The organism is Methanoculleus oceani (genome assembly GCF_023702065.1).
Lineage (GTDB): Archaea > Halobacteriota > Methanomicrobia > Methanomicrobiales > Methanoculleaceae > Methanoculleus > Methanoculleus oceani.
Genome location: NZ_QFDM01000001.1, coordinates 751,075 through 776,648, shown reverse-complemented (window position 1 = coordinate 776,648; position 25,574 = coordinate 751,075). Strand labels below are relative to the sequence as shown.

Genomic DNA, 25,574 nt, shown 5'->3' with positions numbered 1-25,574 from the left:
CCTCGGGTCTTCTCAAGGTCCTGTCCTACGGGCAGTCGCATCCCGCAATTCATCGAGAATCTGGCACGTCCGGCAGATCCTCCCGCACGGCTCGCCGCACCGCTCGCAGACCCGGAGCCCTTCGCCGGTAACCCTCTCCGCCCCCCGGAGGGCCTCGCCGAGGTTGACGAGCGAGTACTTCGTCGCCGGGTGGCGGTAGGTGTAGTCGTCGAGGATGCCGCGGACGTCCCCCCGAAGAGCGTCGCCCGCGTAGGGGCAGCCCGCAAGGTCGAACCCCTCGACGTGGAGGAAGGCGTAGAGCGCCACCTCCCGCTCCGGGATGTACGTGAACGGCTTGATCCGGGGGACCATGCCCTCGACCTCCCGCATGGGGCGGGTGAGCCGGTCCGCATCCCCCCGGAGGGCGTTCATCAGCACCGACTGGGCCTCGTCGTCCAGGTTGAACCCGTAGGCGAACTTCGTGACGCCCTCTTCGCGGGCAATCCGGTTTATCAGCGCCCGCCGCAGCACGCCGCAGTAGGAGCAGGAGAGCCCCGTCCCCTTCCGGCCCACGATCTCATCGAGTGTGATCCCGTATTCGTCGGCGAACGAGGCCGTCACCCAGGGGACGCCCATGCTGTCGGCGATCTTCCGGGCCTGGTTCGGGTCGCGGTAGCCGGAGATCCCCTCGTCCACGGTGATCGCCATCAGCCGGACGTCCCGGCGCTCGCCGAGGAGCCGGTGGAGGAAGAAGAGGACGGCGCTCGAGTCCTTGCCCCCCGAGAGCGCCACCGCCACCGTATCGCCCGACTCGATCCAGCGGTGCTCCCGGATCGCCCGCTTCGCCTTCGCCTCGAAATCCCGGTTGAAGTGCTGCTCGCAGAGGTGCAGCCCCGAGTATCGCTGGTAGATGACCGCGTCGCGGCGGCACTTGCTGCACTGCATGCTGTCTCGATCATTCTTTTATCACCGCGCCACATAAATGGTGTAGAAGATGCCTGTTCCTGCAGAATACGTGCGATCCCTGCATGCTTACGAACTCCGGATCCTGCTCGCCCTCGAACGCCTCATGCGCCGGTACCGGTGGGTGCCGCTCGAGGTGCTCAAGTCGGCCACCAGGTTCTCGGAGTCCGAGCTCTCCTACCGGCTGGGCAGACTGATGGCCATGGACATGGTCAGGTACGAGAAGGTCCCCTACGAGGGTTACGCCCTCGTCTTCAACGGTTACGACAGCCTGGCCCTTCACACCCTCACCCGCCGGGGCACCATCCAGGCGCTCGGGACCCTGATCGGTGTCGGGAAAGAGTCGGAGGTCTACGAGGCGATGGGGCTCGGCGTCGTGGTGCTGAAGTTCCACCGGGTCGGGCAGCGGTCGTTCCAGTCGGCCCGTGTGAAGCGGGGCTACATGCCGGAGGCCGGGCACTGCCCCTGGATATTCGCCTCGAGCAATTCGGCGAAGATGGAGTACGACGCTCTAAAGACCCTCCACCCCGCCGTCTCGGTGCCGCTCCCCATCGACCAGAACCGGCATGTCGTGGCGATGTCGTTTGTGCCGGGTGTCAACCTCTCGCGGGCAACCGTTGCGGAGCCGGAGATTATCCTCGACGAGATCCTCGATAACGTCCGGGAGGCCTACCGCCTCGGCATCGTCCACGGGGACCTGAGCGAGTTCAACGTCATGGTCGACGAGGGGCAGTGCTGGCTGATCGACTGGCCCCAGTGGGTGGAGACCGCCCACCCGAACGCCGGCGAGATCCTCGCCCGCGATATCGAGAACATCCTCCAGTACTTCAAACGGAAATACGGCCTCGAATACGCCTTCGACGAAGCACTGGCAAGGGTGGTGGAGTGAAGGTCTTCGGGATCGACATCATCAAAGGTTCGGTTCGTTCCCGTACGCGGCGGCCCGTCTACGCCCTCTGCCGGGTGGAAGACGGCGAGGTCCAGGGTGTCGAGGAGGTCACCGGGTTCCGGCTCCAGCGCCTCCTCGCCGCCGAGCAGCCCGACATCCTCGCGGTGGACAGCCTCCAGGAGATCGCTACCGACCAGCGCGAACTCCATGCATTCCTGCAGGCGCTCCCGCCCGCAACAAAACTCGTCCAGGTAACCGGCGGCGAGAAGAAAGAGAGTCTCGGGAAAGTCGCCGCCCGCTACAACATCAGTTTCAACAGGTTCGACCCCTACGCCGAGGCCCGGACCACCGCCCGGGTCGCCTCCCTCGGGGCGGGAGTCGAGGTGATAGCGTTCGAGAACACCACCGACGTCGTGGTGAGCAGGCACCGCTCGCCGGGACGGGGCGGGTGGAGCCAGAACCGTTATGTGAGGAAGATCCACGGGGGGGTGATGCAGAAGGCCCGGGAGATCGAGGCCCGGCTCCGGGGCGCCGGCCTCGACTACGAGAAGAAGGAGACGAAAGCCTTCGGCGGGTATTCAAGGGTCGCCTTCCGGGTCGTCGCCCCCCGGGACATGGTCCCGGTCCACTCTTCCCGGGGCGCCGACGTCCAGGTCCGGGTGATGGGGAGGCAACTCGACCGGATACGGTTCGAACCGCTCTCCAGCCGCCCCCGTTACCTGATCGTCGGGCTCGACCCCGGGACGACCACCGGCATCGCCGCCGTGGACCTCGACGGCAACCTCGTCCTCCTCTCGAGTTCGCGGCAGATGACGATGTCCGATATCGTCGAGGAACTCTACCGTGCCGGAAAACCGCTCATCGTCGCCTCCGACGTCCAGCAGATGCCCTACTCGGTCGAGAAGATCCGCCGGGCGTTCAACGCCATCCCCTACACCCCGAAGCAGTCGCTCTCGGTGGAGGCGAAGTACGACCTGACCGCCCCGTTCTCCTACACGAACGACCACGAGCGCGACGCTCTCTCGGCGGCGCTGGACGCCTACCGGAGCCTCCAGAACAAGTTTCGGAACATCGCCAAAAGAGTGGGGCCGGGGTTCGACCTCGACGAGGTGCGGGCACGGGTGCTCCGCGGCCAGCCGCTCGATACGGTCCTCGCGGACCTGCAGGGAGTTCCGGCGGCGAAGAAGGAGGCCGAACCTGAGGCGCCCGCCCCGGAGCGCCCGGTCGAGGACGAGCGGGTGATGGCGCTCGACGGGATGGTCAAAAGGCTCCGCAATTACGTGCAGGAACTGCAGGAGGATCTCCGGGAGCGCGACCGGGAGATGGAGCGGCTGCGGCAGGGCCTGCGCCGGGCACGCTCCGCGACCGAGCGGAAGGTCCGCCGGGATGCTGAACTGGCGACGAAGGACGCGACCATCGAGAGTCTGCGCGAGCAACTCCGCGGCGAACGGCGGCGGTCGCGGCGGCTGAAGAAACGCCTGGAGCGGATAGAGACCGTCGCGAAGATCGAGGTCTCCGAGGACTACACCCCGCTCAAGGTGCTCGACTCCCTCACCCGGGAGGGGGTGCGGAACCTCCAGGAGGGGGTCGGCATCGCCGAAGGAGACGTCCTCTACGTCCCCCGGGCCCACGGCTGGGGACGGGGCGTGGTGAAGGACCTCGCGGGGACGGGGGTCCGGGCACTGGTCGTCGGCGGAGGGCCAGAGGAACCCCCCGACCCGAACCTGGTCCGGGTCGCCCGGGAAGCCGCCCTCCCACTCCTTTCCGCAGAGGTCGTCAGGCCGGATATCCGGGGCAGGACCGGAGCGGCAAGGACAGCAGCCGTCGAGGAGGCTATCGGAGAATGGGAGGAGGAGCAGAAGGAGTTCCGGCGCGAGCAGGAGGCCGAGCGGGTCGAATACCTCTTCAAGGAGTACCGGAGCGAGCGGGAGAAGGAGGTGCGCCGCGGTGGATGAACGGAGCCTGCACCGGCTGATCGGGACGATCATCGCCCCGGAACGGCTCGAGGACGACTGCGCCGTCATCCCCTGCGGCGACCGCCTCATGGTCGCGAGCACCGATATGCTCCATGAGACGACCGATTTCCCCGCCGGGATGACCGACTGGCAGGCGGGCTGGATGGCGACGGCGGTCACGCTCTCGGACATCGCGAGCATGGGCGCGGCGCCGGGGCAGGTGCTCCTCGCGGTCGGCCTTGATAAGCCGGAACGGCTTCGCGGGATCATGGAGGGCGCCCGGGACTGCTGCACGGCGTTCGGTGCCGAACTCGTGGGAGGAGACCTCGACGCCCACCGGGAACTGACGATCGTGAGCACGGGGCTCGGGACGGTCGCCCCGGAGCGCCTCGTCCGGAGACGGGGAGCACGGCCGGGCGACGTCATTGCGGTCACCGGGCCGCTCGGGGAGGCGCAGGCCGCCCTGAACGGCTACGACCGGCACAGGAAAGAACTCCTGGAGCCCCAGCCCCGCGTGAAAGAGGGGCTGGGGCTCGGCCGTGCCGGGGTCTCGGCGATGATGGACATCTCCGACGGTCTTGCACTCTCCCTCCATGACCTTCTCGCGGTGAACGACTGCGGCTTCTCCATCGACACCGGCCGCCTCCCGCTCCCTGCCGGCGTGCCGGAGGACGAGGGGCGTGAGCTTGCGCTCTACGGCGGGGGGGACTTCGAACTCCTCTTCTGCGCCCCCCCGGGCATCCTCCCGGTCCCGGGGGTCGAGGCGCACGTCATCGGCAGGGTCATAGTAGAGCGGACGATCCTCGCGGACGGAAAACCGCTCGATCGCCGGGGCTACCTGCACGAGTGGTGAATTCCTTGCGCTGAATAATCAAAAGGTGACATTATCACAGATAGCAGTAAACACTATGTGCAAAGCACTGCTACTGGAAGGAGAAGTCACCCAAGCAACACTTTCGCCCCGCGTATGGCGTAGGTATATAGTGTCCGTAGTATAGTGCTCAAACAATCACTCTGATGGAATCTGGTATGACCCTTTCAGCGCACATGGATCTCAACGATGAGGAGAAGCTTATACTATACTCGTTGGGCGCTCTCGACAACACCCCATTACGAAGCAAAGTCAAGATCCAGAAGTTGCTGTTTCTCGTCTCCAACGTGTTCAAAGGCTTTCAGGGGTTGTTAAAATTTGAACCCCACCTACTGGGACCATATAGTGAGACGGTAAATGATGTTCTAGAGTCTCTGGTAAAATTGGAGTTAGTGGAGCAGAGAGGGTCTAAATATCAACTATCTCAGAACGGGTTACGCATATTCAATGCACTCGATCCTAAACCGGACTTAGTTCGTGTGATTGAAGATTTTAAAGCGTTTTTGCACGACCTATCGGACGAAGAAGTGCTTACCTTCATATATGTATCTTACCCTGACTACATAAGTGAATCAATCAAATGGGATGAATTAAAACCGCAGAGGCTAGAACTCGCAATAGGCCTCTTAAAAAAGAATAAAGTGAGTTTCTCCAAAGCTGCAGAGATTGCAGGTCAGGATCCTATCGAATTTGGTGAAACCTTGTGCAGTCAAGGGATTCGGTGGCGCTCTTGAAGACAACAAAGATACTGGACAATACCGTAATATCTGCAGCCATTAATGAGATAAAGGCAGTTGATTTGCTATCTATCTGCAACGAAAACTATGCAATGGTCACCAGCATGGAAGTGTTCCACGAAGCATGTGGAGGCAACCGACATCGGGTAACAAAAGAGTGCCAAATAGAGATACGAGATAAAGCAAAGGATCAGAAATTCACACAGATTATCTCATATTTGTGTGACAGATATCCATACCTACACGAGGGAGAATTATCTGCCTTCACCCTTGCACTTCTTGATTACGCTTGTTCTGGGGAGAGTTATTTTTTCGTCACCGATGATAGGACAATGCGAAGGCGAATTGACGAGATTATAGCGTCCCCGCAGATTACCAATGTATGTCAGATGCAGATCCAGAGTTTCAACCATACAGGTACAATAGGCCTCATTAGACGATTGTATCAGAAACGATGTCTTTCAAATGAGGAAATCGATGAGATAATTGCCAATTTGCGGGAAAGCACCTTTTATATAACAGAAGAACTCTTAAAAGAGTTAAAGAGATGTTAATATGAAAATAAGTGTCGGCGTGAGAGATGCTGATGAAGAACTGTTGTTAAAACATCGCGAGATAACTCTGGCAGGAAAAAGGGTAGAGACCCCAACAAAATCTATAAATAAAGCGCTTGCTGCAGAAGGATTCAACGAGATTTTTAAAAATATAGATCTCAAGAAGATTCACAAAATTAAAAGTGATGCTTCTGAAGAGCAGAAATTTAACAAAGGCATCTTAAGTTCTTGCTCAAATGAATCCTTGAACTTCGCCTTTATTTCATACAGTGACGAGATAATCCCAAACAGTGAGGATATGGAGGTCATTGCAGATGTGCAGTATGCCTACAGCGATGCTGCTATTGTCCCGTTATGCCCAAGGATAATCAGCAAAAATACCGGTGAAAACCTCTTCTGCAAGTTCACTGATTTCGTTCGGGAATATCTACGTATTGTCGAGACTCTAAACAATAAATCTGTCTTGGGACTGATTCCAACAAAGCTCCCAAGACAATATGTGCCAAGAATTCTCGATATCTACTATACTCATGATATAACATCATTTGTGTTAGATTCAGATGGATCTGCTTTGTATAGTAACTTATCATGGTTAAAGTCGCTACAGAGAAAATTATATGACTTAGGTATTTTGGAAGAGGGATTTTTGTATAACATTAATTCAGGAGAAGGTAAGTTCTTGAAAAACGCCAATACAGTTCTTGCAAAAGACTTCATAGCAATTACAATGGGTATTGACGTCATCGGCACGAATCATATCCCGCCCCCAGTATCCACAGACGGATGGATTAAAATAAAGCAGAGCAGAAATCATGGTCCCAGACTCTTTGATCCCATAACCTATGGTTACGTACGAAAACCGGACATATCGCTCCCTGATGCAAAGAAAATCAATATTGTAAGAAAATACAACGAGACCCAACAGGTTAAGCAAATCTTGCATGAGCATAACACCGTTGTCGACTATATTCGCGAAAAAGAGCAGATTGCAGCGAACGATGTCATCAGCAAGGGCGCTGAGATTAGAAAATTTGTATTGTCACCGGGTCGACAAAAGAGTTTGTTTGACAAGTAAATCTTATTTCTCTTGTTTTAGGGATCCTTGGGGCGCAGCCTATTATGATGAGATTTTAAACTGCCCGCGTCCCCATCCGCCGCCACTCCCAGAAGATATACGCGACGCCGATGACCGAGAAGACGAATACCGCTGCCTCGGTCACGAAAAGGCCGTACATCTGGACGAGGTAGACGGCAGCAGCGTCCACGGCGGCGTGCCAGAGGATGGCGAGCGCAAGGAGTGTCTTTCTGCCGTAGACGACGGCGGCAAGCACCATAAGCGACCAGGCGATGTGCAGGGGGATGACCATCATCCGCTCGGCAAGCCCGGGCAGGATGTCGAGTGGGGCGAGGGCCCGAACGGCTTCGATCTGTCCCTGGACGGCGGGGTCGTCGGGCAGGGGGAACATCGACCCGTCGCTCGTGATGACGATATAGGAGACCATGCTCGTGAGCACCAGGAGCGCGACGAAGATGCTCTCGACGCCGCCCCAGCCGGCCCCGAACTGAAGGCCATTCTCACGGGTGAGGGCGATATCCCGGCGCAGGAAGTAGTAGCGGTAGACGAGATAGCGGCCAATCTCCTCAAAGAGGCCGGCAAGGAGGCCGAGGTAGACGGCGATGACCGCGACGGCCGCCGTTGTCCCGAACGGCAGGATAGCAAAGTAGAGTGGGGTCTGCGTCACCAGGACGAGCGGCACGTGGACGACCTGCACGACGATGAAGAAGAGGGCGCCGAGCCCGAAGATTCGCCAGGGGACGCCGAATTTTCTGACGATCCAGTAACCGAGCACGAGCGGAACGATGATCTCGAGCAGGGCGACGACGGCGAACGTGGCGACAACCAGCGGATCCATTGGGGAAGACTATTTTGACTAAATATTTAACAGTTGTCACTGTACAGTGAGGAAAGGATCCCGATAGCCATGAAAACAGAGCACCCGGGGGCGGTCACTGAAGGGGGGAACATTTCGGGGGGTCGGTTCTCGAACAACTTCGACTTCCTGCGGTTCGCCGCGGCGGCGGTGATCGTCGTCACGCACGCCTACGCGCTCAGGATCGGCTACGCAGGGATGGGGATGTACGACCCGGTCATACTCATCGGACAGGCAGCGCTTGCCGCCCTCCTGGTCACCAGCGGCTACCTGATCGCGGCGAGCTGGGAGTCGACCGCATCCCCGCTCCGGTTTGCCTGGAAACGGTTCCTCCGGGTGGTTCCGGCTCTCGTCATCGCGATCTTCGTCACGCTCTTCGTCATCGGCCCACTGATGACGTCCCTTCCCCGGGGAGAGTACTTCGGCACCCTCTTCTCCCCGGCAGGTCTCGCGACCGTCCCGTTCTTTGAAGACGGATCGGCGATAGGCCTCTTCCAGGATAACCCGTGGACGTACGTCAACGGCTCGCTCTGGACGATACCCGTCGAGGTCATGATGTACGGGGTCGTCGCGGCTCTCGGTATCGCCGGGCTCCTGCACCGGTGGGGCGCCATCTCCGCCCTCGCCGCCGTAAACATCCTGGTCTGGATATACTGGTTCGACGACCCCCGGATGTCGAAGGTCCGGTTCACCCTCTACTTCCTCGTCGGGGCCTACCTCTACCTTCACCGGGAGCGGATCGCCTACCGGCCGGTTATCGCCGGGGCGCTGCTCCTGCTCCTCGGGCTCTCGGTCCTGACACCCTACGTGACCGTCGCCGGGGTGATCTGCATCCCCTACCTCGTCATCTACGCCGCGCACCTCCCGGTCCCGTTCCTGAACACCTTCGGGAGACCGGGAGACTTCTCCTACGGCATCTACATCTACCACTACCCGGTCCAGCAGGTGCTGATCCAGGTCACGGGGAACGCGCTCCTCTTCCCGGCGCTCTGCGGGCTCTCGTTCCTGGCGACGTTTGCTCTCGCGTTCTTCTCCTGGCACGCCGTCGAGAAGCGGGCTCTTGCAGCAAAGAGCCTCGGCACCGCCGACCTGCGGCGGGTGCTCGGGCTGCCGTCCCTGCCCGCACCCCTCACCGCATGGTGGGTCGCCCGGAAGTGACGGATGCGAGAACCTCTTCGAGGATCTCGACCGCGTCTTTGACGTAGCGGGGGCAGAGGGTCCGGGTGAGGTTCTGCTCGCGGGCCCGGGCGAGCCCTTCGTTGGTCGAGATGTCGCACCCGAGGAGCCCGGTGCAGGAGACGGTGCCGTTCTTCCGGACAAACCGGGCGATGAATTCCTGCGTGAGGCCATACGTCCGGTCCTTTGCCTCTTTCTCGCCGGGATCAGTGCTCCCGAATAAGAGCCCGATGGCGAGAACCGCGCCCGAAACCGCTCCGCACATGCCCCCGGTACGCCCTGCCCCGGCACCGAACCCGGTGGCCGCCCGGAGGATGACCTCTTCGGACACCCCGGCATCGCCGGCGAAGACCGAACTAACCGCCTGTGCACAGTTGTAACCCTGCATGAAGCGGGAGACCGCCTCTTCCGACCGATTCTCCATAGAATTCACCCGATGGGATGATTGCGCTCCTGGAGGCTTCAAGTTTCCGCGGCAGGGCCCGGTGCAGGAATGGTTTAAGAACCCACCCGAGAAAGTAGACGTATTCCGGGGATACTCACCCGGGGAGGGGTTAACCATGAAAAGAACAGCACTGATCATCGCCCTGATCGTCGCCCTGGCTCCGGCGGCTGCCGGGGCGGAGACCTCCTATCATGGCGTATCGGCGGGGGGTATCGTCAACGACGTTGCGATCACCGCTGACGGGAGGTATATGGTCGCGGGGGCGGGAAGCGGGAGCATCGTCTGCCTGCAGCAGGACGGCACCGTCCCCTGGAACGTGAGCGCCGGAAGCGCCGTAACCGCGGTTGCCGTCGCGGACGCCGGGGACTACATCGCCGCCGGGACCGAGAGGGGCGACGTGCTCCTCCTCGACGGCAACGGCGGCCGTTACTGGACGAAGAGCGTCACGGGACCCGTCCGCGACCTTGCCTTCGCGGGTGACGGCCGGTCGATCGCGGTGGCGGGCGATCGTATCGTCCTCTTCACCAACCTAGGGAAGGAGGAGTGGAACCGCGCCATGCAGCCGGGCGCCCGCTCCGGCGACACCCGGCCGTACGTTACGTCCGTCGCTTTCACCAACGACGGCAAATTCATCGTCACCGGGAGCAGCAACGGTGCCATTCTCTTCATGAACAGGCAGGGGAACCTGATCTGGGAGGGGCTTGCCCGTAGTGCCGTCACCGCGGTCGACGTCTCCCGTGACGGGTCGATCATCGCTGCCGGGAGCCGGGACCGCGCCCTTCAGATTTACGGCCGGGCGGGAAGCCTCCCCTGGGCGATGCCCACCGGAGCGCCGATCCTCGCGCTTACCCTCTCCGGGGACGGACGGTTCGTGGTCGTCGGCAAGGAGGGCGGCGACGTAGACTGCTACCGGCCGAACGACGCGATTCTCTGGAAGGACCGGACCGGAAGCGACGTCCTCGGCGTGGACGTATCCCGGCGGGGCGAGGCCGTCGCGGCCGGAACCGCCAATGGGACCGTGCGCCTCTGGAGCAACACCGGTGACGTGCGCTGGTCGTTTGACGCCGGGGGCCCCGTCAGGGGGGTCGCCCTCTCGGACGGCGGCGATTACCTTGCCGCGGGTGCCGGTGAGCGGGCATTCATCTTCCGGACGGCCGACGAGCCGGTGACGGCGGAAGAGACCGAGAACGCCACGACGGAGCCGACCCGGGCCGGAGGGGCGGGTGCGCTCATCGGGCTCCTCGCCGTTGCTGCCGCCGGTGCTGCAGGCCGTCTCCGGCGGAGGTGACCCGGGAGAACGGGGGACTCCCCTGTTCTGCAGATTTTTTACGTCGATGTTCCCCTGCATTCAGTGGCTTTTAGAAACGGTGTTACAGCCCTATCGGCCATGACTGTCGGCGTGGATGAGCGTGTACACGGTGCTGCTTCGCCCGATCTCCCTGCCGGGGAACCTTAATGCCGTCTGACGGCATGACTGCGGGCCATGGCAATGGATTCAGCAGCCCGGGCTGTGGCCGGCATGCTCATCGTGCTGTATCTAATAGCCTTCGTCATACCCACGGCAGCGGGACAGGAAAACGTGAGCAGTCCGGATTCCGGCGTGCAGGACCTGTATCTCTTCATGGAGGAGGAGGATCTCGTCGACCTGTACACCCGCGGAGACGCATCCGAAGAACGGCTGAACGGCTCAGCACGGCTCTCGCCCGACGGCGAGGATATCGAACTGGAGGGGGTGCGCTTCCGGGGCACCTCTTCACGGGAGCTGCCGAAAAAATCATTCGACATCCGGTTCATCGAACCTCAGGAGTTCCTGTTCGGCAGCAACGACATGAACCTGAAAGCCACTTACACCGATCCCACGATGATGCGGGAGAGGCTGTCGATGGACCTCTTCCACGTTCTCGGGCAGCCGGCACCGAGAACGAAGTACTTCGACCTGTACATCAACGGCATCTACGAAGGCCTCTACGTCCACGTGGAGCGGGTCGACGGCGATCTGCTCGAAAGCAACGGCCTGGACCCTGCCGGGACCCTGGTTGCCGACGATTTCCGGGGCAACTTCCACCTGCCGGAGGTCAACCGCGCCTCGGTCTTCGGATATCCCATTGACGAGCAGGACGATCCGGAAGCCTTCCTCGAAGCGACCATGGACAGCCGGGGCGAACCGGACTGGGGAGCGTTCCGGGACCTTGTCGGCTGGGTCTACCGGACTCCTGCCGGCCCGGAGTTCGAAGAAGGCTTTCTCGAACGGTTCGATGAGGAGAACTTCATCGACTGGCTGGCGATTCACTACCTCATCGGCGATGTCGACTCCTTCGGCGATGACTACTGGCTCTACCTGGACGCGGACAATCCGGATGCGGAGTGGATGGTCATACCCTGGGACAAGGACCTGACGTTCGGCTCGCACACCCGGAGAGGCGCTACGGTCAACGACTACTTCGGGTACGAGTCACCGATAGCGAGCGGTTGGGACAATGACCTGGTGGAGAAGTTCCTCGAGACTCCAGGGCTCCGTGAGCGGCTCGATCTCCGCATGGCATTCCTGATGAACGAGGTCTTCACCGAAGAGTATTATGCCGGGCAGCTTGATGCGCACGAGGAGGCGATCGGGGACAGACTGAACATCACGCCGGGGGAGGACGCGTTCGCACTGCACCCGCAGAACCATCACGGCGACCTCGGCTACACGGCATACCACACCGAAGCGGTGCTGGACTTCGTACGGCTCCGGTACCGGTTCATCGAGAGAGCGATTGCGCCCGGCTCGGGGGAGCCCTATACTGCCTCAGCAGCGATACCGGCAGAGCCGGAGGGGAGCACCGTCTACTTCACCGACCCCGGCGGGTGGGTGATTGCAACCCTCGAGGTCGCGGAGGTGACGGAGCCGGGCACGATCGCCGCGACGGTGAACCGGACCGGGATCAATCCCGGTATCGATCGGCGCTGGCGATTCGATGCGGGCGACGCCGAGGTCCGCGGCGAACTGACCCTCTACTATAGGAACGACGTCGAGTCATGCTGTTTCCCGGCGGAGAACTGGTTCGTCGTCGACGCGGCGGTCAGGGACGGCGACTACTCTCAGTGGGATCTCCGGATCGCCCGGGAGGACGGGTCCGGGAACCGGACGACGCTTGAGACCTACGTCAACCCGTACTCGAACAAAGCATCCGCAGACGTCTCCCTGCAGGGAACGACCGGGTTCATGCTGGTGCTGCCGGATCAGGCGGTGCCCGTCACAGGATGAACGAGCAGGGCCGGTATGGTTCAAGGAGAACCGGCTGCGGGAATCCGTCGGCCAGGGTTTCGGGGGTGAACAGACCGAAGGGGCTTCGCCCCTTTCGAAACCCCCGGCGACCTGCGGTCGCCTATGAACGTTTAAAGAAGTCAGTAAAAAAAGAGACACTCAATGGACCCGGCGGGATTTGAACCCGCGGCCTCTACGTTGCGAACGTAGCGATCTACCCCTGATCTACGAGCCCAAAGATAGGAGATCAGAGTATGATCTCGATATCTAATTTTTCTGCCAGTTCCTTATATCTGTTCCTGATCGTGACCTCGGTTACGCCCGCAACCTCGGCGACCTCGCGCTGGGTGCGCCGCTCTCCGCCGAGGATCGAGGAGATGTAGATGGCGGCCGCAGCGACGCCCGTCGGGCCTCTGCCGCTCGTAAGTTCGCGCTCGCCTGCCTGCCGGAGGATCTCGACCGCCCGGCTCTGGACCTCGCCCTTCAGGTTCAGGCCCGAGCAGAAGCGCGGTACGTAGTCGATCGGCGACGTCGGCAGGAGTTTCAGACCGAGCTCACGGGAGATGAACCGGTAGGTGCGTCCGATCTCTTTCCTCGATACCCGGGAGACCTCGGCGATCTCGTCAAGCGTCCGGGGAACGCTGCACTGGCGGCATGCCGCATACAGCGCCGCTGCCGCGACACCCTCGATACTCCGGCCGCGGATCAGGTTCTTGTCCACAGCGTCGCGGTAGACGACCGCAGCGGTCTCGCGCACGTTCCGGGGCAGACCGAGCGCAGACGCCATCCGGTCCAGTTCCGAGAGCGCGAACGCCAGGTTCCGCTCGGTCGCATTCGAGACACGGATGCGCCGCTGCCACTTCCGGAGCCGGTAGAGCTGGGCGCGGTTCTTGCTCGAGATCGCGCGGCCGTAGGAGTCACGGTTCCTCCAGTCGATCATCGTCGAGAGACCCTTGTCGTGGATCGTGAACGTCATCGGTGCGCCGACACGGGAGCGCTTCATGCGCTGGTCGTGATCGAATGCACGCCACTCGGGGCCGCGGTCGATGAACTCCTCGTCGAGGACGAGACCGCAGTTCTGGCATACGAGTTCGGCACGCTCGTAGTCGTGAACGAGCTGGCGGCTGCCGCACTCGGGGCAGACGGACTGGACGCTCTCCTCGGTGCGCTTCTTCTCCGTCTCTTTGACCTTCTGCTCCCCTCTCTTCTTCAGGGCCTCACGCTGCAACTGCAGCTGCTTCAATTTTTCTACTTCTGCCATCGATTATTCACCTATTTTGCAAATATCTTCTCGCCAGCCTGCACGGGACAGTCATTGTAGCAGAGGACTACGGCATAGGGAGATGATATATTCCCAAAGATGTCAACTACCTTCCCTACGGGTTTTAACCGGCGATCCACAGCCTCACCGTAGAGGCGGGGCAACTGTGCAGCATCACATCGCAAGATTAACAAGCGATTGCCACAAACACTTACAGAACGTCCGATTAACCGCAAACTGCAACCTCTAGGGGATACTATAGTTGGAAGTATTTAGTAACATATATATATTGACCCTGAGGGTATAAAAACATTTTGCTAAATTATAAATACTTCATCTCACTTCTGAAGGAGCCGATTTCTATCCACAGAGAGGACTTCCCGCGATTCCGCCTCCGTCAGCCCGGCGCCGAGCGCGACCGCCCACCGTGCCTCCTTTGACATCAGATCGGACGGTGCATGCGTATCGGAATCGACTACAAGCCGGCAGCCGGCCTCCCGGGCCACCCGCACCACGTGGCCGTTGGTCCGGTTGTGCCCTCCCCGGGAGGTTATTTCGAGCGCAACCCCGCGCTCCGCAGCTGCGCGGGCATCCTCGACCGCTATGAGCCCCGGGTGTGCGAGCACGTCCACGTACTCGCACGTGCATGCGGTGTGATTGGTTCCGGGGGCGACCGGCTCCACCACCGTCTCGCCGTGGACCACGACGATATCGGCTCCGAGCCGTTTTGCGTCGCGCGCAAATACCGGGATCAGGGACGGCGGGACGTGGGTGAGCTCCACCCCGACGAGCAGGTTCACGCCGTAACATCGTGCCGATTCCCGGCATTCTCCCACAGCCTCCACCAGATGCGCGAGGTTGGAGGCGTCCGCGTGGTCGGTGACGGCGAGGGTGTCGTAGCCGAGCACGGCAGCCCGGCGAACCAGCTCCGTCGGGAGAAGTTCGCCGTCGGAGAGGATGGTATGGGTGTGCAGGTCGTACATGATCACTTCCGGCCGGCAAGACCGCTCGCGACCTTCCGGATCAGGTCTTCCTTGCTCCCTTCCCATTCCGCCACGATCCGGCCTTCGCGCTCCGCCCACCGGGCAGGGTGGTGGTGCTCCTCGACCCGGTGCGGGACCTTCATCTTCCGCAGAACGGCCTCGATGGCGGGAAGATCCGGGGACTTCACGCCGAGATTTTTTGCGACGCGACGCCCCTCCCGCCGCTCTAACGTGACGTCGAAGTAACAGGGGTACAGGATGCGTTCAGCGCTCATTGCTGTACGGTTTGGGTGGTTAACCTATAAACAGATCATGATCACAGTACGTACCATGCATCATATCGACGTCCATGTGGAGAAGGACATCTACGATGTCAACAACCGCATCGCAGACGCCAACGCAGACCTCCTCAAGGCCCACGGCATCCGGGCGTTCGACCTCCTCGGCGCCATCGGGTCGGGGAAGACCGCCCTGATCGAGCGTCTTGTGCCGCGGCTTCAGGAGCGGGGCCTCCGCCCCGGCGCCATCGCCGGGGACGTCTACGGCGACGACGACTTCAGGCGGATCGTGGCCCTCGGCGTCCCGGCCTACAACGCAAACACCGGGAAGGAGTGCCACCTCGATGCCCACCTGGTGGAGCACGCCATCGAGCACCTGCCGCTCGATGAGATCGATATCCTCTTCATAGAAAACGTCGGCAACATGGTCTGCCCGACCGATTTCCGGCTGGGCGCCGAGAAGAGGATCGTCGTCGTCAGTTCGACGGAGGGGGACGATGTGGTGAACAAGCACCCGATGATGTTTCGCAGCAGCAATATCGGCGTCATCAACAAGGTCGACCTCGCCGGGTTCGTCGGCGCCAACCTCGACCGGATGGAAGAGGATATGCACCGCTACAACCCGGAGATGAAGGTCTTCCGGACGAACATGAAGACCGGGGAAGGGCTCGAGGCGCTGCTGGACGCGATCCTCGCCTGATCAGCAGAGTTAAATATCCCGGTCTCGAATAGTTATAGCACTTTAACGAGAGATTGCTACCCCTCGAAAGGGTATCGCGTCCTCAACAGAGTATTTCGGTGGTCATATGCAGTGGCAAGGAAGATCAGTACGGAAGCCGTCGGGTGGACGCTACCACACCTCCCAGGGCAAGAAGAGGTCGGAGATCGGAAGAGCTCCGGCAGAGACGCACATCGGTGAAGAACGCAGGAAAGTTGTCCGCACCTACGGGGGCAACCAGAAGGTCCGGGCGCTCCGGGTAGAATACGCGACGGTCGCGAACCCCGCAACCGGCGAGACCAGGAAGGCGAAGATCGAGACGGTCGAGGCAAACAGCGCCAACCCGAACTATGTCCGCCGGAACCTCCTGACCAGAGGCGCCATCATCAAGACCGAAATGGGACGCGCACGGATCGTCAGCAGGCCGAGCCAGGACGGCGTGGTCAACGCCGTTCTGCTGGCATAAGATACCTTTCTTTTTTCACGGCCGGAGATAGCACCAGCCCTCCGCCTGCCTGACGACCAGTTCCACGATGCCGGACGGGACGGTCTCCACGTAGCCGGGGAAGTTCTCCGGGGTTAAATTCCGGGAGCGGAGCGCCTGCTCGCAGACAAGGAACCGGACCCCCTGGCCCGCGAGCAGGCCCATGAGGTCGGTGTTCGGGCCGCCTGCACGGAGTCCCTCCACCCCGTCGGCGTGGACCACCACCTCGACCTCGACACCCGCAAGATCGGTGATGAGGTTTTTCGCGCTCCTCAGGGCCAGGGTCGCCTTCTGGCGCTCGTCCAGGTGGATGACGACCCGCGGGGAGAGGGTCATATCGCCGTCACGCTCCCGCGGAGATCGGCGCTGACGGGTCCTTTCGCCAGGTAGCGTTCGAGCGCCTCGATCGCCCGGAGATCGAGGTCCTGGCGGGTCTTCCCGTAGGCCGGCGGCACGCCCTGCCCGGTGACGAACGCCGCATGGTAGACGGCGTCCGGATCGAGCCGTTTCCCCCCGGCAAAGAACTCCTGGATACGGAGCCCGGGCGGGTTTTCAAGTTTGCAGTAGAGGTTGACCCCCATACACCGCTTCACGTAGCCGCCCATCTGCTCGTAGGGGTCCCGCGCAAAGGTCCGCTCCAGGTTCTCCTCCATCATCGCCTTGAGTTCCCGGCCCGTGATCTCGACCGTCGAGACCGGGGGGTTCACCGGGATGATGTTCCAGAGGTCGTTTACCGTGACCGGGCCGGGCGGCACCGGGGCGCCGTAGCGCCAGCCGTTCGAGAACGCTATCTGGGCACCGGTGGCGTCGATGAGCGCCTGCAGGAGAAGGTTGTCCATCGTGGCCTCGAGAACCGTGTTCCGGTTAAGACCCGTCCGGGTCTCCCCGACGACCCGGGAGAGGTACTCGCGGTGGGGTTCCATGATCCCCTCGACCATCTCCTCGACGCCGGGATCGGGCCGGATCTCCTCGCCGACGACGATGAGTTCGTGGTCGAAGCGTGTCACCCGCCTGTTTTCGACCGTGAGGTCAAGCCGCCCGAGGAAGGAGCCATGGCAGCCGGACTGTATGATGACGGTGTCGTTGACGACCGCAGGCTCAAAGAGCCGGTTGTGGGTGTGCCCCGAGAGGAGGACGTCGATCCCGTCCACCTCCCGGGCGAGTTTCACCTCCTGGGGAAAGCCGAGGTGAGATATCACCACGACGAGATCCACCCCCTCCTCGTCGCGGAGATGGGCGATATGGCCGGGGAGTTCGGCGTTCCCGAGGGAGAACCGGATCCCCTCCGAGAAGGACTCCGGCATCACCTTGTCGACGATTGTGGCGGCGATCCCTATGACGCCCACCTGCAGTCCTTCGGTCTCGCAGACCGTGTACGGGGGAAAGACCGGGTCCCCGGTCGCGTCGTCGTAGCAGTTGTCGGCGAGGACCGGGTAGTCGAGCCTCCCGGCCACCTTCCGGAACTGCTCCGGGCCGTAGGCGAACTCCCAGTGGGCGGTCATCGCATCGAACCCGAGGGCGTTCAGCACCGGGACGAGTGCCTCGCCCTTCGATTCGACGGCAGGGTAGGTCCCGTGGATGGTGTCGCCGCAGTCGAACGCGAGCACCCTTCCCGGTCGCGCACCACGGATCCCCTCAAGGAGCGCGGCTATCCGGGCATACCCCCCTGCCGCCCGGTACCCGGCCGGTCCGCCGGCATAGAAGAGTTCCTGGTGCGATTCCAGATACCCGTGCGAGTCGTTCATCTGCAGGAGCGTGAGGTGGTCGGTCATGGATGCAGGGAGGGGAAGATGTGCAAAAAAACGTTTGTGTCTCCGGCGGGATCACATCCTTTTTACGTTCCGCGGACCTCAATTCTAGTGATGCGCAGGATATACCATCGTTTCCCCCAATCAATCGACCTCGATTTCGAACTCGTCCGGCCGTTCCGGGAGGTCCTTGCCTGCATCGCACGGATGCACGACACCCACACGACCGTACGGGGCGCCGAAGGTCTCGTCAAGGAACGGACCCTCGTCCAGGTCGCGGACGGACGGACGCAGTTTCTGGATCTCGACACCCTGGTGCCGCTCGCCGAGAAGGTCACCGAGGTGGCGGACTTTCGGATCGACCTGCAGAGGACGCTGCTTACCCCCGATGCAAGGCTGCCGGTCTCGGAGAACGTCTTCTTCCTCCGGATCGTCGACAAGGGTCCGGTGACGGAGTGCTACGTCGCGAAGGAGGGGCGCCTCGGGGACCTGGACGCGATGGACCTGCGAAAGATGCTTAAAGGTGCCTGCGAGTGAGTGTCAAGATTGCGGTTGCCGCGCCGTTCAAGCACATGCGCAAAGATCGGCTGCAGAGGAGCGAGTTCGTCTTCTACATCGCCATCGACCGGAAATGGATGAACAAGGAGCAGGCGAATCAGCTCCTGGACCGGGCGAAGTCGGAAGGGCTCATCGAGGTGGACGGGGGAGCCATCCGGCCGCTCTTCGACGTCGCGGAGGTCTCGATACCGCTCGGGTTCAAGCCCACTTCCGACGTCCTCGCAGCGGCGGAGAGCCCCTACGAGGAGCTGATCGGGCGGATCGCCGCCGCGACCGAAAAGCCGCCGCAGGAGGTCGTCGCCGAACTCCACCAGGTCGTCACCGACAACTTCGACGGCAACCTCCGGGTGGAGGCGGCGGTGGTCATCCTCGCGAAGAAGTACGGGGTGGCATTCGAGGACAAACTGGTCGCCCTGGAAAAATCGGCCGCAAAGAATCGGTAGGCAAGGTCTCCGGCCTTCAGGTCAGGGCGGTCGGCAGCCCCAACCGCATCTTATAGCAGGATTCCCCCTCCTTGCAGATATCCTGCAGTTCGCCGACTACGGCGAATCCAAGTTTTGTATAGAGCGACAGGGCAGGGACGTTCTTTTTGCTGACATACAGAGCGACCTCGTAGATGCCGTTCAACTGCATCTCGCGGAGGCTGACGGTAAGAAGATGTCTTCCGATACCCTGCCTTCGGTGCTCCTTATCAACAGCCATCGAGTAGAGTACGGCGCACTTCCTGAAACCGCCGAGCGTTAACGAAGGTTTGACGTAGTAGGTGGAGTATCCGACGACCTCCCTATCAAACTTTGCAACATAGAAGATCTGGTTAAAGATCTCTGAGTAACGGCCGAATAACCCGTTCGATCCACAACCGCAGAAATCGTTGTAGATCCTGAGGACCTCCGGGAGCGCGGCCGGGTCGATCGTGGTGACGTAGCCGCCGGGGATTTTATCCCAGTTTCGGACCATCATGCTCCCGAGATAATCGGAAGCCATCCGTATCTGACGCTTTCCCAGGGAAACCACCTTATATACGGCACCTCTTACTGTGTTGAGCCCCCTCTCCCGCGGACCCCGGGCAGCTACAGATAACGATCTCATCCTAAAACCTTACCAGAAGGGGAAATATTCTCCACCCGACGACATCATGCTACTTCATTGTTATGTCATATAACTTTAACATTGTGTCAGGAGGTTTTAACATCAGGTAGGGTCCCGGGAACCGTAACTCTTCCCATGTCGGATAGCTGATCACCCATGGCCGCCAGGGAACTGGATGTATCTCTGTAGACTCACGCCTGCCGCTCGCCCACTTTTTTTCGTAAGCCGGTCCATCCAAGCAGGGATCCGCACGTCACCTTTGAGGCCATGTCAACGTCCCAAAGGTTATCGTGCATGTACAGCCAGGGAATGATATGGGAGATCTCGAGTCCTGCCGCCTCTGCGAGTGGAAGTGCGGCGTCAACCGCCTCCGGGGAGAGCGTGGGGTATGCCGCGTCGGCCGGGCGGAGGTGGCGGCGACGATGTGTTCGGGCTCTCTTGCGAGTTACATCGTCACCCTGCTCGGGTGCTGTTACCGTTGCCTCCACTGCAACGCCTACCGGATCTCGCAGTACCCCGACCCCGGCTGGCACTACGCCGGTCACGTGCCCGCGGCGGTGCTGGTAGCCGAAGCCCGGGAGCGGATTGCCGCCTACAGGGGCCGGCGTATCCGCACGATCGGGTTTACGGGCGGCGACCCGATCATCCACCTCCCATACATCGAAGAGGTGGCGGCCGAAGTGAAACGGCAGGGGCTCGATCTCGGAATCGGGATCTCGACCGGCGGCTTCGCGACGGAGGCAACGATGGAGCGGATCGTCGACCTCTGCCGGGTGATCACCCTCGAGATCAAGGCATGGTCGGACCCGGTCCATCGCGCCCTCACGGGATCGCCGGTGGGCCCGGTGCTCAGGAACGCAGAGTACCTCGTGCACGAGGGGCGAGACCGCATCAGGGTCTTCCGGACAGTGGTGATCCCCGGCATGACCGACAGGGAAGCGGGCAAAATCGCAGCGTTCATCGCCTCGCTCGACCCGGGCGTGCCCTACCGGCTCATCGGGTTTCGGCCGAACAACGTTCTCTACTACCACCCCGGGCCGTCGAGGGGGGAAATGGAGCACCTCTGCACGGTCTGCCGCAAGGCGGGGCTCGAGGACGTGGCCTGGAGCGGCTACTACCCCGAGGCGGTGCCGGACGAGGTAGCCGTCGAGGCAGCACGGCTCGCCCCTGCATACGGGGGAGAGCCGGGAGCGGCGCTCACCGCCGCGTATGCCGCGGCGTGCGGGTGCCCCACTCACCCCCGCAACTGCGGGGCGTGCCCCCTCCGCGACCGCTGTCCCGCCACGCTCAGGGAACCCTGGCGCGGCCGGTAGAACAACTATCCCTTGCCGGGCGAAGCGTCCCGGGGCCTCTGCGGGAACGAAAGGTTTCCGGAAAAAAGGGTGCTGATTTATTCAGCAGCCGCCTCGGGCTGGCTGAAGTATTCGGCCAGGGGTTTTGCGCCGCTCTGCTTCACGGCGGCGTTGATCTGGACGAAATCGGCGCTGATCTCGCTGCCCCGCACCGACTTCCTGCGGCGCTCTCCGTCCATGGTCGCGTGGAACCCGACGCCCTCGGAGAGGAGGAGTCTCCTCCTTGCGGGTCCGGGAAGGTCGCGGCGTGCGGGAATGCCGGTCTTGTCCGTGCCGCCGGTGATCTGGATCGTGTAGCCCGCGAAGCCGAGGATGCCCCCGTCGATCTCGTCACCGATGCGCTTGCCGATGAGCGCTCCTGCGGCGGGGCCGGTCGCATCAACCTTATACGAGCGCCCGGTCTCCGGTTCTGATAGAATGATTTTGAAATCTGCCATGTTGACGACTCCTTCGAAAGTACCTATACAATTTGAGAATATGGTATTAAAAGACTACCTTTACGGGGTTGAAGGAGAATGCCGGGCGGGAGAAGCCCCGCACCGGGGAGGCGGGGCAGTTCACTTGCCCCAGAAGGGGTCTTCCCGGCGCCTCAAGGTGGTGAACTCCTCGAGGGTCTCCCGCAGGCTCGGGCTCAACTGGTTGATCATCTCCCGCTCGATCACCTTCACGTGCCGCTCCGGAACGTCCACATAGAGGTCGTCGTCGACGTTGATCTGGCGGCCGACCGTTGGGCCTTCGATCGAGATCGCCACCTCCTTGCCTGCCTCCGCTTCCTGGACCGTCTCGTTCTTCGCCTGGATCTGTTTGATCCGGCCCACCTTCTTGCCGTTCGGGAGGGCCAGGTCGACGCCGCTCTGGAGTTTTCCCCCGAGGATCCGGACGCCGACCACCGCCGGGTTGCTCTGCCGGAAGACGCAGTTCGGGAGGATCCGGATCTTTGCGGGCATGATCAGTTTCTCGAACTTCTGCCGCTCGAGCTCCTGTTTCTTCTCTTCGCGCCACTCGACGTAGTCGTCGAGGAGCTGGTAGATGACCCCACCCTCGAATATGCTGACGTGGGACATCGAGGTGTCCGCCAGGGTGTCGACAGCGTCCGGCAGAACCGGGGTGTTGAAGGCGATGATCGCGCTGTAGAGGGGGTCTTTGATCGTCCCCGCCTCGATGACGTCGTGCCGGGTGACCGGCCCGACGGTGGCCCGCATCACCTGGATCTGGTGGCTCTCGAGTTCCTTGGAGAGCGCTTCGAGGGCGCCGATGGTGTCCGCCCGGATGATGACGCCGATATCGGAGAGGTTCACCTGGATGTCCTGGACCTCATGCCGGACCCGCTCGATCATCTCGTCCCGGTTTCCACCCCGGACGACCCGGAGGGGGGAGCCCGCGATGACCCCGTCGAGTTTCGGGGCGGCGACCTTGATACCCGCAGCGGCGGTGATGGACTTGACCCGCTCGAACCGCTCCTCGATCAGGATCTCGCTCATGGGCCGGGGTTTTAAGAGCGAACGCACTTTGGCCTCGATGATCTGGTCGTTTCCCGCGACGACGATCTCGTCGCCGACCTTGAGGATTCCGTCGTAGAGGATCACGTCGAGCGTCATCCCGAGCCCCCGCTCCTCCTTCACCTCGAGCACGGTGCCGGCACCGGGGCCGTCGGCGCTGACCTTGAGGTTCTCGGTCATGTAACGCTGGGCGAGCCCGATCAGCACCATGAGGATGTCGGAGATGCCTTCCCCGGTGATGGCGCTCGTCGGCACGATGCAGATGTTCCGTGCAAAGTCCGAGACCCGGTCGAACCGTTCGGAGCTGAACCCGAGGTCGGAGAGTTTACCGACGAGCTCGTAGACCTTCGTCTCGAGCATGCCCTGGACGCGCTCGTTCTGCTGTGCAAACGTCTTTTTAAACGGCTGGCCCTCCTGGACGCGCCATCCGTGGATGCGGTCGACCTTGTTCGCCGCGATGACGAACGGCGTCTTGTAGTTGCGCAGGATCTGGAGCGCCTCGATCGTCTGGGGGCGGAAGCCCTCGTTGATGTCAACCACGACGATCGCCATATCGGCGAGCGCCCCGCCGCGCGCACGGAGAGTGGTAAAGGCGTGGTGCCCGGGGGTGTCGATGAAGAGGAGGCCCGGGATGTTGACGCTGACCTGACTCAGGGCTCCGCCCATGCGGGTGATCGCGTCGATGGGAACGAGCGTGGCGCCGATGTGCTGCGTAATCGCGCCCTCCTCGGTGGATACCACGGACGAGCCCCGGATCCTGTCCAGGAGCGATGTCTTGCCGTGGTCTACGTGGCCCATCACGCAGACGATGGGGGTCCTGATCGCTGATTGCTTTGCCATGATAATCACCTTCCGGTATATAAAGTATGGACGAATAAACCCAAAAAACCTGGAATATTGACCGTTTTTTGCTGAACCACGCCATAGAATGGGCGATTCCCCTACCCCCGGGGCGCCGTCCGGCACCCGGAACACTGGTACGTTATAGAACATGGAGTCTATTAATAATTCACCCCGACACGTGTCCTGCTACGGACGACGGCAGTCGAACCGGCACTGCGGCAGCAGGATGCCCGGCGAATCGCGGGGCCGCCGGCGATCCGGGCCGGTGGTGCGTCCGCGACCCCCGGAACGGGATATTGTACAGCATGATGGAGAGATACCTTAATCAAATCCGGCTACCAACTATAATGAGTACCTTGCCAGGGTGGGGTAGTCGGTTATCCTAAGGGACTGTGGATCCCTCGACCCGGGTTCGAATCTCGGCCCTGGCCTTCTTTATTTTACGTTCGAACTTATCCAGATCATCTCCGAATACTCCTGATCCTCTCACCAGGAGAGAGGGACCAGAAAGTACCTTTCCGGACCTGCAGCCGGGTTTGCCATTCTGGTTCCGAGGGGGTGGCCGGGCAGCGGAACTCGCCGGACGCAAGACTTCGAAACGATTCGTCGTCAACGCCAGGTATAACTATCCGGCATCCCATAACGCACACCATGGACAGAAACGTTATCGGCCTACTGGTCCTGGCGTCATTCATCGCGCTCGGCAGTATCGCCGCGGGGTGCACCGATATGCCGGGGACGACATCTGCGGATTCCGCCCCTGTCGAGGGGCAGGAGACGCCGGATAACCGGACGGCACCGGACGGCAGCGTGGCGGCGGGAAACAACCGGTTCGCGGCCGACCTCTACCGGCAACTTGCAGGCGATCCGCAATACGCGGGCCAGAACCTCTTCTTCTCGCCCTACAGCATCTCGTCGGCCCTCGCGATCACCTACGAGGGCGCCCGGGGCACGACCGCCGACGAGATCGGATCGGTGCTGCACCTCCCGGAGAACGAGAGCCTCCGGCGGGCGGGGTTTGCCGGGCTTGATGCCGCCCTGAACAGCGGGGACGCGAACTACACTCTCCGCACGGCAAACGCCCTCTGGGCGGAGGAGACTTACCCGTTCCTCCCGGAGTATATTGAGACCGCCGGGCGGTGGTACTCGGCAAACGCCACGAACCTCGACTTCGTCAACAACCCCGAAGCGTCACGGCAGACGATCAACCGCTGGGTGGAGGAGCGGACCGAAGATAAGATCCGCGACCTCCTCCCAGCCGGTTCGATCAACCCGCTGACCCGGCTCGTGATCACGAACGCGATCTACTTCAAGGGTACCTGGGTCGAACAGTTCGACGCAAACGAGACAACGGAAGAGGAGTTCCGGGTTGCCGAAAACGAGACCGTGCAGGTCAGGATGATGCAGCGGACGGACGAGGACGCCGTCTACGGGTATGCACAGACCGACACCCTCCAGGCGCTTGAGATGCCGTACGCGCACGGGAACGGAACGGAACTCTCGATGCTCGTCCTCCTCCCAAAGGAAGACAACCTGACGGCTGCGGAGGAGGCGCTGGACGCGGAGACGCTCGCCGAACTGCGGGAGTCGCTGGTCCGCGAGCGCGTCAGGGTCTTCTTCCCGAAGTTCACGCTTGAGACGGAGTACAGCCTCCCGCCGACGCTTGCGGCGATGGGGATGCCGACGGCGTTCACCGGTGAAGCCGACCTCTCGGGGATGGACGGCACGGATATGCTCTTCATCAGCGAGGTCGTTCATAAGGCGTTCGTCGACGTGAACGAGGAAGGCACCGAGGCCGCGGCGGCAACCGGGGTCGTCGTGAACTTAAAGAGCGCGCCGGTCGAGGATTTCACACCCGTCTTCCGGGCGGACCACCCGTTCGTCTTCCTCATCGTCGAGGAGGATTCCGGCACGATCCTCTTTATGGGACGGGTCGCAAACCCGGAGAGCCCGTAAGGTGCGGAAGGAGAGGGGGACGGGCCGCCCCTACACCCCCCTGTCGGCGACAGCGGAT

Annotated in this window: 26 protein-coding genes and 2 tRNA genes; 16 read left to right on the top strand and 12 right to left on the bottom strand. The window is 61.7% G+C overall.

Features of this window, described 5'->3' with window-relative positions:
* Positions 1 to 12: 12 nt before the first annotated feature.
* Positions 13 to 924 carry a TIGR00269 family protein gene (locus tag DIC75_RS04010; RefSeq protein ID WP_250986709.1) on the bottom strand — a complete coding sequence of 304 codons (912 nt, stop codon included), beginning with the start codon at positions 922 to 924 and terminating at the stop codon, positions 13 to 15.
* Between the two features lie 49 nt (positions 925 to 973).
* Here DIC75_RS04010 and DIC75_RS04005 point away from each other — a divergent pair, with 49 nt between their 5' ends.
* From DIC75_RS04005 to DIC75_RS03980, 6 genes are all read left to right on the top strand, one after another.
* Complete coding sequence (locus DIC75_RS04005) at positions 974 to 1,831, top strand: serine/threonine-protein kinase RIO2 (RefSeq protein WP_250986708.1); 858 nt, start codon at positions 974 to 976, stop codon at positions 1,829 to 1,831.
* A complete protein-coding gene (locus tag DIC75_RS04000) occupies positions 1,828 to 3,786 on the top strand; it encodes a DUF460 domain-containing protein (RefSeq protein ID WP_250986707.1) in 1,959 nt (652 codons plus the stop codon). The genes DIC75_RS04005 and DIC75_RS04000 overlap by 4 nt, the downstream gene beginning before the upstream one ends.
* Positions 3,779 to 4,639, top strand: coding sequence for a thiamine-phosphate kinase (gene thiL, locus DIC75_RS03995; protein ID WP_250986706.1), 861 nt, complete (start codon positions 3,779 to 3,781; stop codon positions 4,637 to 4,639). Before DIC75_RS04000 ends, thiL begins: the two co-directional genes overlap by 8 nt.
* 194 nt (positions 4,640 to 4,833) lie before the next feature.
* The gene (locus DIC75_RS03990; RefSeq protein ID WP_250986705.1) at positions 4,834 to 5,391 is read left to right on the top strand and encodes a UPF0175 family protein; all 558 of its coding nucleotides are present in this window, start codon (positions 4,834 to 4,836) and stop codon (positions 5,389 to 5,391) included.
* On the top strand, positions 5,388 to 5,948 hold the full coding sequence (locus tag DIC75_RS03985; RefSeq protein WP_250986704.1) for a DUF3368 domain-containing protein: 561 nt from the start codon (positions 5,388 to 5,390) through the stop codon (positions 5,946 to 5,948). The genes DIC75_RS03990 and DIC75_RS03985 overlap by 4 nt, the downstream gene beginning before the upstream one ends.
* Before the next feature lies 1 nt (position 5,949).
* Positions 5,950 to 7,023, top strand: coding sequence for a hypothetical protein (locus DIC75_RS03980; protein ID WP_250986703.1), 1,074 nt, complete (start codon positions 5,950 to 5,952; stop codon positions 7,021 to 7,023).
* A 55-nt stretch (positions 7,024 to 7,078) separates the two neighbouring features.
* Here the strand turns inward: DIC75_RS03980 and DIC75_RS03975 are convergent, their stop codons facing one another.
* On the bottom strand, positions 7,079 to 7,861 hold the full coding sequence (locus tag DIC75_RS03975; RefSeq protein ID WP_250986702.1) for a YhfC family intramembrane metalloprotease: 783 nt from the start codon (positions 7,859 to 7,861) through the stop codon (positions 7,079 to 7,081).
* Between the two features lie 69 nt (positions 7,862 to 7,930).
* Here DIC75_RS03975 and DIC75_RS03970 point away from each other — a divergent pair, with 69 nt between their 5' ends.
* On the top strand, positions 7,931 to 9,037 hold the full coding sequence (locus tag DIC75_RS03970) for an acyltransferase family protein (RefSeq protein ID WP_250986701.1): 1,107 nt from the start codon (positions 7,931 to 7,933) through the stop codon (positions 9,035 to 9,037).
* On the opposite strand, the gene DIC75_RS03965 is transcribed toward DIC75_RS03970, so the two are convergent.
* A complete protein-coding gene (locus tag DIC75_RS03965; RefSeq protein ID WP_250986700.1) occupies positions 9,009 to 9,479 on the bottom strand; it encodes a C-GCAxxG-C-C family protein in 471 nt (156 codons plus the stop codon). The two genes, DIC75_RS03970 and DIC75_RS03965, sit on opposite strands and share 29 nt — an antisense overlap.
* A 136-nt stretch (positions 9,480 to 9,615) precedes the next feature.
* On the opposite strand from DIC75_RS03965, the gene DIC75_RS03960 reads away from it, so the two are divergent.
* The gene (locus tag DIC75_RS03960; protein WP_250986699.1) at positions 9,616 to 10,788 is read left to right on the top strand and encodes a WD40 repeat domain-containing protein; all 1,173 of its coding nucleotides are present in this window, start codon (positions 9,616 to 9,618) and stop codon (positions 10,786 to 10,788) included.
* A 195-nt stretch (positions 10,789 to 10,983) separates the two neighbouring features.
* Positions 10,984 to 12,747: a CotH kinase family protein gene (locus DIC75_RS03955; RefSeq protein ID WP_250986698.1), complete on the top strand. Its 1,764-nt coding sequence runs from the start codon at positions 10,984 to 10,986 to the stop codon at positions 12,745 to 12,747.
* Positions 12,748 to 12,910: 163 nt separating this feature from the next.
* Here the strand turns inward: DIC75_RS03955 and DIC75_RS03950 are convergent.
* The 4 genes from DIC75_RS03950 to DIC75_RS03935 all read right to left on the bottom strand — a co-directional run bounded on the left by DIC75_RS03950 (position 12,911) and on the right by DIC75_RS03935 (position 15,266).
* A tRNA-Ala gene (locus DIC75_RS03950) sits at positions 12,911 to 12,982 on the bottom strand.
* 12 nt (positions 12,983 to 12,994) lie between these two features.
* Positions 12,995 to 14,008 (bottom strand): transcription initiation factor IIB, encoded by a 1,014-nt coding sequence (locus DIC75_RS03945; protein ID WP_011843316.1) that lies wholly within the window; start codon positions 14,006 to 14,008, stop codon positions 12,995 to 12,997.
* Positions 14,009 to 14,346: 338 nt separating this feature from the next.
* Entirely contained in the window at positions 14,347 to 14,991 is a 645-nt protein-coding gene (locus tag DIC75_RS03940; RefSeq protein WP_250986697.1) for a histidinol phosphate phosphatase domain-containing protein, read from the bottom strand.
* Between the two features lie 2 nt (positions 14,992 to 14,993).
* The gene (locus DIC75_RS03935) at positions 14,994 to 15,266 is read right to left on the bottom strand and encodes a signal recognition particle subunit SRP19/SEC65 family protein (RefSeq protein ID WP_250986696.1); all 273 of its coding nucleotides are present in this window, start codon (positions 15,264 to 15,266) and stop codon (positions 14,994 to 14,996) included.
* 55 nt (positions 15,267 to 15,321) lie between these two features.
* On the opposite strand from DIC75_RS03935, the gene hypB reads away from it, so the two are divergent.
* On the top strand, positions 15,322 to 15,969 hold the full coding sequence (hypB, locus tag DIC75_RS03930; RefSeq protein WP_250986695.1) for a hydrogenase nickel incorporation protein HypB: 648 nt from the start codon (positions 15,322 to 15,324) through the stop codon (positions 15,967 to 15,969).
* A 106-nt stretch (positions 15,970 to 16,075) separates the two neighbouring features.
* Positions 16,076 to 16,453 (top strand): 30S ribosomal protein S8e, encoded by a 378-nt coding sequence (locus DIC75_RS03925; protein ID WP_250986694.1) that lies wholly within the window; start codon positions 16,076 to 16,078, stop codon positions 16,451 to 16,453.
* Positions 16,454 to 16,468: 15 nt separating this feature from the next.
* On the opposite strand, the gene DIC75_RS03920 is transcribed toward DIC75_RS03925, so the two are convergent.
* The gene (locus DIC75_RS03920) at positions 16,469 to 16,807 is read right to left on the bottom strand and encodes a DsrE family protein (RefSeq protein ID WP_250986693.1); all 339 of its coding nucleotides are present in this window, start codon (positions 16,805 to 16,807) and stop codon (positions 16,469 to 16,471) included.
* The gene (locus DIC75_RS03915; RefSeq protein WP_250986692.1) at positions 16,804 to 18,243 is read right to left on the bottom strand and encodes a bifunctional metallophosphatase/5'-nucleotidase; all 1,440 of its coding nucleotides are present in this window, start codon (positions 18,241 to 18,243) and stop codon (positions 16,804 to 16,806) included. The genes DIC75_RS03920 and DIC75_RS03915 overlap by 4 nt, the downstream gene beginning before the upstream one ends.
* A 90-nt stretch (positions 18,244 to 18,333) precedes the next feature.
* Between DIC75_RS03915 and DIC75_RS03910 the strand changes: the two genes are divergently transcribed.
* Positions 18,334 to 18,756 carry a hypothetical protein gene (locus DIC75_RS03910; RefSeq protein ID WP_250986691.1) on the top strand — a complete coding sequence of 141 codons (423 nt, stop codon included), beginning with the start codon at positions 18,334 to 18,336 and terminating at the stop codon, positions 18,754 to 18,756.
* Complete coding sequence (locus DIC75_RS03905) at positions 18,753 to 19,220, top strand: DUF2240 family protein (protein ID WP_250986690.1); 468 nt, start codon at positions 18,753 to 18,755, stop codon at positions 19,218 to 19,220. The genes DIC75_RS03910 and DIC75_RS03905 overlap by 4 nt, the downstream gene beginning before the upstream one ends.
* Positions 19,221 to 19,236: 16 nt before the next feature.
* Here DIC75_RS03905 and DIC75_RS03900 read toward each other — a convergent pair whose 3' ends face one another.
* Complete coding sequence (locus DIC75_RS03900) at positions 19,237 to 19,737, bottom strand: GNAT family N-acetyltransferase (RefSeq protein WP_250986689.1); 501 nt, start codon at positions 19,735 to 19,737, stop codon at positions 19,237 to 19,239.
* 443 nt (positions 19,738 to 20,180) lie between these two features.
* On the opposite strand from DIC75_RS03900, the gene DIC75_RS03895 reads away from it, so the two are divergent.
* The gene (locus DIC75_RS03895) at positions 20,181 to 21,179 is read left to right on the top strand and encodes a radical SAM protein (RefSeq protein ID WP_250986688.1); all 999 of its coding nucleotides are present in this window, start codon (positions 20,181 to 20,183) and stop codon (positions 21,177 to 21,179) included.
* Between the two features lie 77 nt (positions 21,180 to 21,256).
* Here the strand turns inward: DIC75_RS03895 and DIC75_RS03890 are convergent, their stop codons facing one another.
* Together DIC75_RS03890 and infB are read right to left on the bottom strand one after the other, a co-directional pair.
* A complete protein-coding gene (locus DIC75_RS03890) occupies positions 21,257 to 21,655 on the bottom strand; it encodes a 30S ribosomal protein S6e (protein ID WP_250986687.1) in 399 nt (132 codons plus the stop codon).
* Positions 21,656 to 21,775: 120 nt separating this feature from the next.
* Positions 21,776 to 23,557 (bottom strand): translation initiation factor IF-2, encoded by a 1,782-nt coding sequence (infB, locus tag DIC75_RS03885; protein WP_250986686.1) that lies wholly within the window; start codon positions 23,555 to 23,557, stop codon positions 21,776 to 21,778.
* A gap of 361 nt (positions 23,558 to 23,918) precedes the next feature.
* Here infB and DIC75_RS03880 point away from each other — a divergent pair.
* Together DIC75_RS03880 and DIC75_RS03875 are read left to right on the top strand one after the other, a co-directional pair.
* Positions 23,919 to 23,991 (top strand) — tRNA-His (locus DIC75_RS03880).
* 220 nt (positions 23,992 to 24,211) lie between these two features.
* Positions 24,212 to 25,516: a serpin family protein gene (locus DIC75_RS03875; protein ID WP_250986685.1), complete on the top strand. Its 1,305-nt coding sequence runs from the start codon at positions 24,212 to 24,214 to the stop codon at positions 25,514 to 25,516.
* Positions 25,517 to 25,574 lie beyond the last annotated feature (58 nt).